Here is a 12,057-nt window from a genome sequence, read left to right as displayed (position 1 = left end):
TTGACCATCTCGCCGCGACGCAATAAATGCGAACGGTCATTCGCATTTGGTTTTTGTCCGATGAACTTCTTCAAATCCTGCCAGTCCCGGAACGCTGCCGATGGGCAGTCGAGCCGGGCGGAGAAACGCGAGCTTCAGACCCAGCGCATCATGCGCGCGGCGACGGCGTGTTTCGTCCGTTCGGGATTTCAGGGCGCCTCCATCCACGATATTTGCCGCGAAGCCGAGATGAGCCCGGGTGCGCTTTACCGCTATTTCCCCTCCAAGGAGGCGATCATCGATGCGATCGTCGCCGAAGCCCGTAAGAATGACGTCGAGATTCTGACCAAAATGGCCAGTTGCGAGGATGTGGTCGAGGGCATCGTCGAAGCCTTCTACAATCATCTTCGCCTGACGGAAGAGACCGGCCTGCGTCCGCTTTTTGTCGAAATTCGTGCAGAAGCCATGCGTAACACGGCGGTTCGCAACACCTGTCGCAAGAATGAGGATAACGTTCGGGCAAGTTTCCGGCTCTATCTGGAAGAGGCCTGGAGGGATGGCCGCATCCGTCCCATTGTTTCCTTGGACGCGGTCGTGACCGTTCTCATGGCGGTCGGTGAGGGGCTCATCATGGCGGATCTGCCGGGTCGCGAATTATCCGCCGCAGACATACAGAAGGCTCTTAGAGCAAAAATTTCCGCTGTCGTGCGGCCCGTCGAGGCGTCGCATGGCACATCGTCACTTTGCCTTGATGGAACAAACTAATATGCGTCGTTTTGTACTTTTCTCGATGACGGCTGCGGCCCTGATACTCGGAACATTGCCCTCCGTAGTGGCCAACGATGCCGATGCGGCACGGCCCAATGAGGTGCAGACCAAGCCACCGGCCATTCGGGTGATCGAGGCGAATAGCCGTCACATGACGGCGTCTCTGCCGGCCAATGGGACGATCGAGCCGAGACAGGAGGCGGTCGTCGGCACGAATCTTTCGGGTCTGGCCATTTTGGAGTTGCTCGCCGATGAAGGCGATATTGTCGAGAAGGGCGAGGTTCTGGCTCGCCTCGATACCAGTTCGCTCGATATTCAGCGCATACAGGCTGTCGCGCAGCGGGACTCCGCGGAGGCCAAGGTCGCCCAGACCCAATCGCAGGTGGCCGATGCACGGGTCGCGGTCAGCCAGGCGGAAGACGCGCTCGATAGGCAGGACAGGTTGCGCAAGAGCGGCACCGTTGCAAAGGCGTCGCTGGACAATGCGCGTTACGCGCTCGACAGCGCCCGCGCCAAACTATTGACGGCTGAACGGACCGTGATGGCGGCGCAGTCGCAGATCGCCCTCTCGGATGCGCAGATTCGCGATATCGACCGGCAGATCGACGACGCCGAGGTTGCGGCTCTGTCGCCAGGGCTGATCCTGGAGCGCAACGCCACGCTCGGTGCGGTGGTGGCCGCAGGCTCTTCGCCGCTGTTTCGCATCGCTGTCGATGGAGAACTGGAACTGGCGGCGGAAGTGTCCGAAATCGAACTTCTTTCTCTGGAAAAGGGCATGAAGGCACAGGTCGTTCTGCCGGGGCGCGATGAGCCTATCGAGGGAACGCTTCGTATTGTCGATCCGGAAATCGATCCGGTTACGCGCCTTGGCACGGTGCGGATTGGTCTGCCGAAGGTCGAGGGTCTTCGGGCTGGCGCCTTTGCACGCGCCGAAATCGAAACGGTGGATCGCCAGGCGGTTGCCGTGCCGTCCACCGCCATTCTCTTCGACGGTCGGCAGCCGCAACTGCAGAAGGTGGTCGACGATGTGATTCAGACCACACCGATTGAGCTCGGTGTTCGGACCGACGGGTTTATCGAGGTGCGGAACGGTGTCGACGAGGGCGACCTCATCGTAAGCCGTGCCGGCACCTTCGTCGCCAATGGCGACCAGATCAGGCCTATTCGCGAAACGGCATCGGTGCCCGACACGGCCCAGAAGACAGGATCCATCGACCGATGAACTTCTCCGCCTGGTCCATTCGCAACCCCATGCCGCCGATCCTTCTGTTCGTCGTACTGGTGGCGCTCGGCATGATGAGCTTCTTCAAGCTGCCGGTTACCCGCTTTCCGAACATCGATTTTCCGCTCGTCTCCGTTGTCGTGACGGATTCGGGTGTCGCGGCATCCGAAATGGTGACGCAGACGACCAAGATCGTCGAGGACGCCGTCGCCAACATTTCCGGTGTCGATGAGGTCATTTCCAACGTCACGGAAGGGCGCTCGGTCACTGTGGTCCAGTTCAAGCTGGACACGCCGACCCAAGAAGCGGTGACCGATACGAAGGACGCCATCGAAGGCATTCAGGCGGACCTGCCCGGTTCGGCCGACGATCCGATCGTCAACCGGATCGATATCGAAGGCCAGGCGATCGTGACCTACGCTGTCTCCAATCCGGGGCTGACACTGGAGCAATTGTCCTGGTTCGTCGACGATACCGTGATTTCGGAACTGCAGGGGCTGAAGGGCGTGTCGCGCGTCGACCGCTATGGCGGCGTCACCCGCGAGATCGAGGTCGAGGTCGATCCGGACCGTCTGGCCGCACTTGGCGTTTCTGTCGGACAGATCAGCGAGGCGCTCAGCGCCGCCAACGCGGATATGACGGGCGGGCGCGCCGAAATCGCCGGCCGCGAACAGACGATCCGTGCGCTTGGAGCCACGCAGAGCATCGAGGATCTGCGCAAGCTCGAAATCCCCCTGGCAGGCAGTCGCCGAGTGCGGGTCGAGCAGGTGGCAACCGTCACCGATGGCTGGTCCGAGCAGCGATCCTTCTCCCGCTTCAACGGCGAACCGGTGGTCAGCTTCGCCATATTCCGTGGCAAGGGCGCGTCCGACGTGTCCGTGGCCGAACGGGTGTCTGAAGCTGTGGCAGAGATCGGCGAGCAGAACCCGGAATTCGAGCTGAATCTCGTCGACACATCGGTGGAATATACCGAAGGCAATTACGAAAGCGCAATGCATACCCTCTATGAGGGCGCAATCCTCTCCGTCGCTGTCGTGTTCCTCTTCTTGAGGAACTGGCGCGCCACGATGATTGCGGCCTTTGCGTTACCGCTCTCGATCATTCCGACATTCTGGGTTCTCGACCTGCTGGGCTTCTCGCTCAACCTGGTCTCGCTTCTGGGCGTCACTCTCGTTGTCGGCATTCTCGTCGACGACGCTATCGTCGAGATCGAGAACATCGTCCGCCATATTTCCATGGGCAAGTCTCCCTATCGCGCCTCGCTCGAGGCGGCCGACGAGATTGGCTTGGCCGTGATCGCCATCTCCACGACGATCATTGCCGTCTTTGCACCGGTGTCCTTTATGGATGGGATCGCTGGTCAGTACTTCAAGCAGTTCGGTCTGACGGTTGCCGTAGCGGTCTTTTTCTCGCTGTTGGTCGCGCGTTTGATCACGCCTTTGATGGCCGCCTACCTGATGCGGGGATCGGGTCATTCGGAAGACCAGGCGCCTAGCCGCCTTATGAATACCTATACCGATTTTCTCTACGGCACGCTCCGCTTCCGGTGGCTGACCCTGTTTATCGGCATAGCTTTCTTCTCCGCTGCGATCTGGAGCACATCGCTGCTGCCGACCGGCTTCGTTCCGAAGGAAGATGCGTCGCGCATCGTGCTGTCGCTCGAACTGCCGCCGGGCAGCAAGCTGTCCGATACGCGCAGATCGGCCGATGAACTGGTCGCGCGCCTGAAAGAGATTCCGGAAGTTGACAATGTCTATATTGTCGGTGGCGCCAGCCCGACGGGCGATCTGGAATTGCGGCGCAGTTCCATCACCATCGATCTAAGCCACAAATCGGAGCGTGAACGCTCACAGGCGCAGATCGAGACGCAGGTTCTGAACCTCGTCGAAGAGGTGCCGGATATACGCGCCTATTTCGTCGATGATCGCGGCGAACGGGAGTTGCAGATCGCGCTTCTGGCCGAAAATGACGATCTTCCCCTCGACGAGGCGGCTCGTAGCATTCAGCAGGCAATGGTCAAGACGGGCCAGTTCCGCTCCGTGACCTCCAATGCGGCGCTGGACAGGCCGGAAATCATCGTAGAGCCGCGCCAAGACCGTCTGGCCGAACTCAATATTTCGACCGCGACGCTGTCCAATGTGCTGCGCGTGGCGACGATCGGCGATTTCGATCAGCGGTTGGCGAAGTTCAAGGTCGATGACCGTCAGATCCCGATCCGTGTTCAGCTTACGGAGCAGGCGCGCGAGAATATCGGTGTGATCCGCCAGCTTTCCATTCCGACGCCGTCGGGCAAGACCGTACCGCTGGCCTCGGTGGCCGATGTTCGGTTCGGGCAGGGACCGACATCCATCCAGCGTTTCGACCGCGAACGTCGCATTCTGATCGGCGCCTCCATGATTGAAGGGGTCGAGATCGGTGTGGGAACCGAGATCGTTAACAATCTGCCGGAAGTGCAGAACCTGCCGGATGGTCTGCGGATTCAGGAATCGGGAAATGCGGAGATCATGGGCGATGTGTTCGCCGGGTTCCGGGATGCCATGGTCACCGGTTTGATGCTGGTGCTCGTTGTCCTGATCCTGCTTTTCGGCTCGGTCTTTCATTCGCTGACGATTCTTCTGTCGCTGCCGTTCTCGATCGGCGGCGTGGTGGCCGGTCTGGTGCTCACAAACACCGCCATCTCCATGCCTGTCGTGATCGGCATTCTCATGCTGATGGGCATCGTGACGAAAAACGCGATCATGCTGGTCGATTTTGCCATCGAGGAGATCAAGCTGGGTGTGCCGCGGCGTGATGCGATGATCGACGCCTGCCGCAAGCGGGCCCGTCCGATCATCATGACCACCATCGCGATGAGTGCGGGCATGGTGCCGGCCGCGCTCGCCATCGGCGATGGCGGCGAGTTCCGCGCGCCCATGGCCATCGCGGTGATCGGTGGTCTTCTGATCGGCACGCTTCTGACGCTGATCTTCGTGCCGAGCATGTTCGACATCATGGATTCGATCAGTCGCCGGATCACGGCCTTCTTCCGCTGGGCTCTGAAGCCCAACAAGAAGGAGGAGATCAGTGATGAAGAGATTCACCAGGCGAACATCAAACAGCACAAGGATGATGCGCACGAGGTGATGGACCGGTTCGGCCACGCCGCGGAATAGGCGGCGGGCCGACCAGCCCCCTGTTCAGGCGCTGCGGCGCGGGCGGATGCCGGGCGGCCGCCTGGTCCGGCGTATCTGCATGAATGTGTCGTAGGCCACAGCGCCGACGATCAGTGCGCCGCCGATCAGCGCCGGCGTGGACAGTGTTTCGCCGAAGATCAGAAACAGCCAGACCGGAGCGATGGTCGTCTCCAGCAGGTAGAACAGAGCGGCTTGAGGCGCGGGAATATATTGCGGCGCCTGGGCCAGCAGGAAGAAGGCGATCGGCAGCACCAGCGCGCCATTGACCGTCAGCCAGAACCACGAGCCGACTTCGATCGTGACGCCGTCGCCCATCATCATGATGGCCGCGCCAATCATGGCTGGAAGGACGCAGGCGATCAGCGGCGTGAAGCCCATAGCCCGACCGCTCCATCGCGAGGTCGTGATCGCCGCGGCAATCAGCAGGGCGGAGCCGAACCCGCAAATCTTCACCAGAGTACTTCCGGCCGTCGGATTGCCGGCGATCAGACCGACACCGAGCAGAACGGTCGCCAGCGCGATCCATGTGGGCAACGAAGGTCGTTCGCCCAGAAAGAAGAACGATAGGAGGGCCGCAAGCAGTGGGCTTGTCGCCAGCAGAAAGAGCAGCGCGCCGGTCGCACCGTGCTCAGCCGATTCCATGACGCCGATGATGAAGACGATGGACCCCAAGCCGTAGAAGAAGCTGACAAGCAGACCCGGCCATCCGGGAACGAGTGCCGGTGCATCGCCCCGCGCGATCCGCCATACGGCCCAAATTAGCAGTGCCGCGCCAACCTCCAGAAGCGACCGGAACAAGAGCGCGGACGTCAGATCGGCGTCCGCCAGGCGCAGCGTCGGAATATCGGCTGTCAGAGAAAGCCCGCCCAGAAGGGCGAGCCCGTATCCCATCACCAGCGACCGTGATCCGGCCTTTGTCATATGAACCTGCTTGAAAGAGTTGGCGGTGCCACGGCCTTAGACGCTAAGCCTGGCACTGTCGATCCCGGCCGCCGGCGGCCTCAGTCGCCGACCGTACAGCGCTGCCAGCCGTCAGGCATCAGATGTTCCTGCGGCTGAAACCGGACCTTGTAGGCCATCTTCCGCGATCCTTCGACCCAGTAGCCAAGATAGACATGCGGCTTTCCGACGTCGCGCGCCCGTTTGACATGATCCAGAATCAGATAGGTGCCGAGCGAGCGATGCTCTTCCGCAGGATCGTAGAACGAATAGACCATGGACAGCCCGTCCGCCATCTCGTCGGTCAGTGCGACCGCGACCAGCTTGCCTTGTCCTTCGCCGGTCAGGAAACTGTCGGGACCGCGCCGCCTATATTCGATGATCTGCGTATTGACGAAGCTGTCTTCGACCATCATCGCGTAATCCAGCACCGTCATTTCGGCCATGCCGCCTTCCGCGTGGCGATGCAGCAGATAGTCCCGGAACAGATCGTACTGCTCCGAACTGGGCTCGGCGGCGTAGGCCGTGCCGACCAGATCGGCATTGCGCCTCAGGACGCGTTTCTGACTTTTCGAGGGGGCGAATTCTTCGGCAAGAATGCGGACCGATACGCAGGCACGGCAAGTCTCACAGGCGGGCCGGTAGGCGATATTGGCGCTGCGGCGAAAGCCGCCCTGCGTCAGAAGGTCGTTGAGATCGGGCGCGCGTTCGCCCACCAGATGCGTGAAAACCTTGCGCTCCTGCTGGTCCGGCAAATAGGGGCAGGTCGACGGGGACGTCAGAAAAAACTGCGGTGTCTTGGTAGGATGCTGCGTCATCGTCCCGGAGATTTGGTTTCTCGTACCGTTCAGTTCCAGAGGCCATAATACCACGGTCCGAACAGACTGAAAGCGATCCACACGATGATTACCAATGGAACGCCGGTTCGCACGAAATCGCTGAAGCTGTAACCGCCTGGTCCCATGACCAGCAGATTGGTCTGGTAGCCCATCGGCGTGGCAAAGGAGACGTTCGAGGCGAAGATGACGGTCGCGACCATGGCTTCCAGCGGGATGCCGGAGAGGTTGGCCGCCGAAAGGGCGACGGGTGTGGCCAGAACCGCCGTTGCGTTGTTCGACAGAAAATTGGTGAGCACTGCAACGAACAGGAAGAAGCCGGACAGGATAAAAGGTTTGCTCCATCCGTCCATGGCGGCGATGACCGCCTCGGCAAGAAACATTGCTCCACCCGTCTTTTCGAGCGCTGTGGCGGCGGCGATCGATGCGCCGACGAGCAGGAAGATCTGCTCGTTGAAGGCGCGCTTGGCCTGGGTCAGTGTCAGGCAATTGGTGGCAACCATCAGCACCGCGCCGATCGTGGCCGATATGGCGATGGAGGCGATACCGCTCAGCGCCGCGAGCACGACACCGGCGAAGATGCAGAGTGCGAGCCATGCCTTCTGTGTCTGCGGCACGGGTTCGGCGCTCCACTCCATGACAAGCAGGTCATGGTTGTCGCGAATCGCGACAAGGCGTTCAGAGCCGCCTCCGAGCAGTACGTTGTCGCCCGGTTCCAGCCGGATATCGCCCATGGAGAAGCGTCCCATACGGCTTCGGCGCTGCACGGCGAGCACATCCACATTGTGTTCGGTCTGAATGCCGGAATTACGGACGGTGCGGCCACTGTGGCGAGAACCCGGTGCAACGATAGCTTCGACGACCTGATAATCGGGGCCGGGGCCGGAACTGCGCTCCGCTCCTTCGCTTTCATCGTCGCCATGGCCGACCATCGAACCGCGCGATCCCCGCGCCAGCGCCTGCATGAAGGCCTTGCGCGTACCGGCGAGTACGATCAAATCGCCTTGGCTGATCACCACATCCTCGAAGGGCGGCAGGATTCTCACGCCCCGCCGCTCGATGATACGCGGCATCAGACTGCGCAATTCGGGGAAAAGACCCGCCCGGCTTTCCAGACCGACAAAGGGGTGCTCCGGCCCGATACGGATCTCGCCGATGAACTGTGCGCCGGCGCCGGGCCGTTCGCGTAACTCGGTGTTTTCCTTTCGCCCGATCATCTTCGGCACGAACAGCAAGACGTAGACCCCGCCGGCAACCAGCAGAACCAGACCGGGAATGGTGATGTCGAACATGCCGATTTCGATGCCCTGCCTGGCGGCGACGCCGGCGACCAGAAGGTTGGTCGACGAACCGATCAGCGTCGTCATGCCGCCCAATATGGAAAGGTAGGAGAGCGGTAGCAGCGAACGGGCCACGTCCAGATTGCGCTGCGCGGCCAGAACGGTGAGCACCGGAATGAAGATCACCACGACCGGCGTGTTGTTGAGAAAAGCGGACAGGATGGCCGCGGCGATCAGCGTGATGACGACGGACAAAAGGCCGGAGCGACCGCCCAGTTTGCCGATCATGCGCGCGGGCCGGTCCATCGCATCGGTGGCGAACAGCCCCTGTCCGATGATGATGAGCGCCAGTACGCTGATCAGGGCCGGATTGGCGAAGCCGCTCAGCAATTGTTCGGGTGAAAGGCTGGCGTCAGGCCGGTCCAGCGGCACCAGGCTGAACAGCGCCAGCAGCGATGCCAGAGAAGCGATGCTGACCGCTTCGAGACTGAAGCGGTTCGACATGTAGGCGACAATGGTCAATGCGATCAGACCTATCGTCGCCCAGATATGAAAATCACCCATTTAGCCGACCGGCCCCCGCATCGTCTGGCGTCGACAATACGCCAGCCGGCATTATGGAGAAAGGGCGTTGTCCGGCAGCGTTACCGCGCGCGTAGAAACCTTTTGCGCTCCGCGTCTGCCAGGGCCAATCGTTTTGCGGCGTATGCCGCTATCGAAGATCGCGAACGACAACCGTGCCGAGCAGCAGATCGTGTACGGTCTGCTTGCGGGCCGTAAAGAGGGCGACGAGCGGGATGAAGGGGGTCAGGATCATATTGCCGACCCAGAACAGGACGGAATGCATCGCACCCCAAAGGGGATCGAGAACACGACCGTCGAGCCGCGCAATTCTCAGCCCGAATATACGCATGCCGGGCGTTGCCTGTGAGGGGCCGCCAAGGGTGAAGGCTGTATAGACAAGGCCGACAAGCGGAAAAATGCCGCCATAGAGAAGCCAGGCGAGACCGAGCGTTACGATGCCAAGAAAGAAAACGATGATGCCCGCGATCAAGCTGAGCAGGGCCACGACCGTCCAGTCGAACAGGAAGGCGAAGACGCGGCGCGTGACGACCTCGTCATAGAGCGCCGGACTGTCGAACTGCCCCGCATTGGGCTGTCCGCCGTCCTGCGCCGTGCCGTATTCCGTTGATGCCGAAGCGGTCTCGCTCATGATCTGTTCCACCCAGTTGACGTTCGGTGTTCTGCCCAAGTGGCAGGTAGAGAATATGTAAGAACGCGGCACACCGATCGCAAACGACTTCGAGAGCAGAGCCCTTCGCCCGATTATCGCTCCGCAAGCATTTCGGCGACCGTCGGCGTGAAGTAGGAGAGGATGCCGTCGACGCCGGCCCGGCGGAACGCCATCAGGCTTTCCATCATGGCGCGGTCGCGGTCCAGCATGCCGGCGGCGGCGGCGGCTTCGATCATCGAATATTCGCCGGAGACCTGATAGGCGAATGTCGGCACCTTGAAGGTTTCTTTGACGCGCTGGCAGATATCCAGATAGGGCAGGCCGGGCTTGACCATGACCATATCGGCGCCCTCGGCCAGATCCTGTTCGACCTCGCGCAGCGCCTCTTCGCTGTTGGTGGGCGCGACGTAGTAGCTCTTCTTGTCGCCCTTCAGGAGACCCATCGTGCCGATGGCTTCGCGATAAGGGCCATAAAACGCCGACGCATACTTTGCCGCGTAGCTCATGATGGCGACATCCTGAAAGCCGGCCTCGTCGAGCGCGTCACGAATGGCGCCGATACGGCCATCCATCATGTCCGATGGCGCGATGATGTCGGCGCCGGCGCGCGCCTGGCCGACAGCAGCCTGCGCTAGGATTTCGACCGTTTCGTCATTGACGATGATGCCGTCGCGCAGCACGCCGTCATGGCCGTGGCTGGTAAAGGGATCGAGCGCCACGTCGGTGATGATGCCGATTTCCGGCACCTTTTCCTTGATCGCGCGGATCAACCGGTTCATCAGATTGTCGGCATCGAGAATGTGGCTGCCGCGCTCGTCCTTTCGTGATTCTTCGATATGGGCGAAGGGCGCGATGGCCGGCACGCCGAGCGCGGCGAGCCGCTTGGCCTCGCCGACCAGCCGGTCGATGGAAAGCCGTTCGATGCCCGGCATGGCGGCGATGGGCTCGGCGCAATCCTCGCCCTCGGTCACGAAGCAGGTCCAGATCAGATCGTCGACGGTCAGCCGTGTTTCCGCCACCAGCCGGCGCGACCAGTCGGCCTTGCGCATCCGTCGCAAACGGCGCGAACCGGTGATTTCATCGACGTTCCGGCGCATTGGAAAAGAGCCTCCATCCGACATTGGCAACACGACCTCTCTCTTCTGACGAAACGACGATATGTGCCCCTCCTGCCAGTCTTTCCGGCCTGTCGCAACCGCCTTCGGCTTGGCAGCGGAACACTGCTGGGGCAATGATCGGCGGGATCGATTCGCCAGGAAATGCACTCTTTGATCAGGTCGATATGACGGCTGAAACCGACGATGAGGACGATGGCATGCTCCGGACCGGTGGCTATCCGGTCCGCAAGACCAGCCTGTCCCAGAACGGATACGTGATATTTCTGCGCCTGCTCGCGGTGATCGGCATGGCTTGGGGTATCGGTTACTGGCTGCGGCTGATCGGCTGGCACGAGGCTCCGGACTGGCGCTTCGATACGATGAGCGTTTCCTGGCGGGTGGCGGCGTGCACTTTGGCCGTGCTGTACCCCTTTGCCGCGTCCGGTCTCTGGATGCTGGCAAGCTGGGGCGCGGTGCTCTGGTTCTGCGCTGCGGCTATGGAACTTGCGATGTATCTCTTCTTTCCCGATACCTTCGGCGCGCGCCCGCTGATCGTCGCCCTGCATGTCCTGATCGCTCTGCTCTACGCGGCCTGGCGTCTCTATCTGGCGCACGAAGCCCGCACGACCCGAGCCGGCGAGGTTGAGCAATCATGAACGACTCATGCTCTGTTTACCCTTTGATTCATCTCGGCTTTTGAAAGCCTTCGTTAAGCGAGACCTTTAAGTCGAATTTTATGCGCCTGGTGCAGTCTGCTGGCATGGTGAGAAGGACGGATAACCGTTCCCGCCGGAGCGTCAGACTGGAAGGAACAGGACAATGACCAGAACGAATGCACGTGCCACAGAGCCGCAGCAGCCTGCCAAGAGCGGCGAGATCCGCGATCTTTACATGGAATCGGTTCATCTGGTGGAGCGGCTTCATCGCCGTCTGCTCGATGTCATCAAGGACGAATTCGAGCGACAGGGCCGTTCCGACATCAATGCGGTCCAGGCGCTGCTTCTCTTCAATATCGGCGATTCCGAACTGACCGCCGGCGAATTGCGCTCGCGGGGATATTATCTCGGCTCCAATGTCTCCTATAACCTCAAAAAGTTGGTGGATCTGGGCTTCATCAACCACCAGAAAAGCCGTGTTGACCGCCGTTCCGTGCGCATTTCGCTGACCGAGGAAGGCCATGAGATCGCCGATGTCGTCGCCGGCCTCTACGACCGCCACATCGGTTCGATCGAGGCCGTCGCCGGTATCGATGAGGGCGAGTTCACCCGCATGAACCGGGCCCTTCAGCGGCTTGACCGCTTCTGGAACGATACGATCGCCTACCGCATGTAAGACGCGCTTCCGGTCCGACAGTCCGGATTGTTCCCAGAATGGCCCGACAGGTGTTCTCGCACCGGTCGGGCCACTGGTGGTTCGGCCATCATCTTAGGTGTCATCGGGCATTGGGCCATTCTGACGCCATATTCGACGCGCACGAATGGAAGGGTGCGGGGATCGTCGTCGGCCGGACGCCTTCGAGCTGTTGCTTG

Annotated in this window: 10 protein-coding genes; 5 read left to right on the top strand and 5 right to left on the bottom strand. The window is 61.1% G+C overall.

All coding sequences use genetic code 11. The annotated features are described in order from the left end of the window. Positions 1-60 precede the first annotated feature (60 nt). Genes B7H23_RS00560 through B7H23_RS00550 form a run of 3 tightly spaced genes read left to right on the top strand, consistent with a single transcriptional unit; the run spans position 61 to position 5,121 of the window. Positions 61-744 (top strand): TetR/AcrR family transcriptional regulator, encoded by a 684-nt coding sequence (locus B7H23_RS00560; RefSeq protein ID WP_094075477.1) that lies wholly within the window; start codon positions 61-63, stop codon positions 742-744. 1 nt (position 745) lies between these two features. Beyond that, entirely contained in the window at positions 746-1,969 is a 1,224-nt protein-coding gene (locus B7H23_RS00555; RefSeq protein WP_158215727.1) for an efflux RND transporter periplasmic adaptor subunit, read from the top strand. Beyond that, complete coding sequence (locus B7H23_RS00550; protein WP_094075475.1) at positions 1,966-5,121, top strand: efflux RND transporter permease subunit; 3,156 nt, start codon at positions 1,966-1,968, stop codon at positions 5,119-5,121. Before B7H23_RS00555 ends, B7H23_RS00550 begins: the two co-directional genes overlap by 4 nt. A gap of 24 nt (positions 5,122-5,145) precedes the next feature. Here the strand turns inward: B7H23_RS00550 and B7H23_RS00545 are convergent, their stop codons facing one another. The 5 genes from B7H23_RS00545 to hemB form a co-directional block, all read right to left on the bottom strand. Continuing rightward, positions 5,146-6,063, bottom strand: coding sequence for a DMT family transporter (locus B7H23_RS00545; RefSeq protein ID WP_094075474.1), 918 nt, complete (start codon positions 6,061-6,063; stop codon positions 5,146-5,148). Positions 6,064-6,143: 80 nt separating this feature from the next. Beyond that, positions 6,144-6,899, bottom strand: coding sequence for an arginyltransferase (locus tag B7H23_RS00540; RefSeq protein ID WP_094075473.1), 756 nt, complete (start codon positions 6,897-6,899; stop codon positions 6,144-6,146). Positions 6,900-6,928: 29 nt separating this feature from the next. Further along, a complete protein-coding gene (locus tag B7H23_RS00535) occupies positions 6,929-8,761 on the bottom strand; it encodes an SLC13 family permease (protein ID WP_094075472.1) in 1,833 nt (610 codons plus the stop codon). Positions 8,762-8,909: 148 nt separating this feature from the next. Then, complete coding sequence (locus B7H23_RS00530) at positions 8,910-9,410, bottom strand: RDD family protein (protein WP_094076778.1); 501 nt, start codon at positions 9,408-9,410, stop codon at positions 8,910-8,912. A gap of 113 nt (positions 9,411-9,523) precedes the next feature. Continuing rightward, positions 9,524-10,528, bottom strand: coding sequence for a porphobilinogen synthase (hemB, locus tag B7H23_RS00525; protein ID WP_240534916.1), 1,005 nt, complete (start codon positions 10,526-10,528; stop codon positions 9,524-9,526). Between the two features lie 185 nt (positions 10,529-10,713). On the opposite strand from hemB, the gene B7H23_RS00520 reads away from it, so the two are divergent. Both B7H23_RS00520 and ldtR read left to right on the top strand, forming a co-directional pair. Next, positions 10,714-11,184, top strand: a complete 471-nt coding sequence (locus tag B7H23_RS00520; protein WP_240534915.1) for a DUF6163 family protein — start codon at positions 10,714-10,716, stop codon at positions 11,182-11,184. 163 nt (positions 11,185-11,347) lie between these two features. Then, positions 11,348-11,860 (top strand): transcriptional regulator LdtR, encoded by a 513-nt coding sequence (gene ldtR / locus B7H23_RS00515; protein WP_094075470.1) that lies wholly within the window; start codon positions 11,348-11,350, stop codon positions 11,858-11,860. The last annotated feature ends 197 nt before the right edge of the window (positions 11,861-12,057 follow it).

The organism is Notoacmeibacter marinus (assembly GCF_002238045.1).
Lineage (GTDB): Bacteria > Pseudomonadota > Alphaproteobacteria > Rhizobiales > Rhizobiaceae > Notoacmeibacter > Notoacmeibacter marinus.
The sequence above is the reverse complement of the archived record's forward strand: the minus strand, read 5'-3'. Positions and strand labels throughout refer to the sequence as shown.

What these genes read in the sequence shown, in the direction of transcription:
- B7H23_RS00560 (WP_094075477.1), top strand. Translation starts at nt 61, where the DNA reads ATGAACTTCTTCAAATCCTGCCAGTCCCGGAACGCTGCCGATGGGCAG.
- B7H23_RS00555 (WP_158215727.1), top strand. Translation starts at nt 746, where the DNA reads ATGCGTCGTTTTGTACTTTTCTCGATGACGGCTGCGGCCCTGATACTC.
- B7H23_RS00550 (WP_094075475.1), top strand. Translation starts at nt 1,966, where the DNA reads ATGAACTTCTCCGCCTGGTCCATTCGCAACCCCATGCCGCCGATCCTT.
- B7H23_RS00545 (WP_094075474.1), bottom strand. Translation starts at nt 6,063, where the DNA reads ATGACAAAGGCCGGATCACGGTCGCTGGTGATGGGATACGGGCTCGCC.
- B7H23_RS00540 (WP_094075473.1), bottom strand. Translation starts at nt 6,899, where the DNA reads ATGACGCAGCATCCTACCAAGACACCGCAGTTTTTTCTGACGTCCCCG.
- B7H23_RS00535 (WP_094075472.1), bottom strand. Translation starts at nt 8,761, where the DNA reads ATGGGTGATTTTCATATCTGGGCGACGATAGGTCTGATCGCATTGACC.
- B7H23_RS00530 (WP_094076778.1), bottom strand. Translation starts at nt 9,410, where the DNA reads ATGAGCGAGACCGCTTCGGCATCAACGGAATACGGCACGGCGCAGGAC.
- hemB (WP_240534916.1), bottom strand. Translation starts at nt 10,528, where the DNA reads ATGCGCCGGAACGTCGATGAAATCACCGGTTCGCGCCGTTTGCGACGG.
- B7H23_RS00520 (WP_240534915.1), top strand. Translation starts at nt 10,714, where the DNA reads ATGACGGCTGAAACCGACGATGAGGACGATGGCATGCTCCGGACCGGT.
- ldtR (WP_094075470.1), top strand. Translation starts at nt 11,348, where the DNA reads ATGACCAGAACGAATGCACGTGCCACAGAGCCGCAGCAGCCTGCCAAG.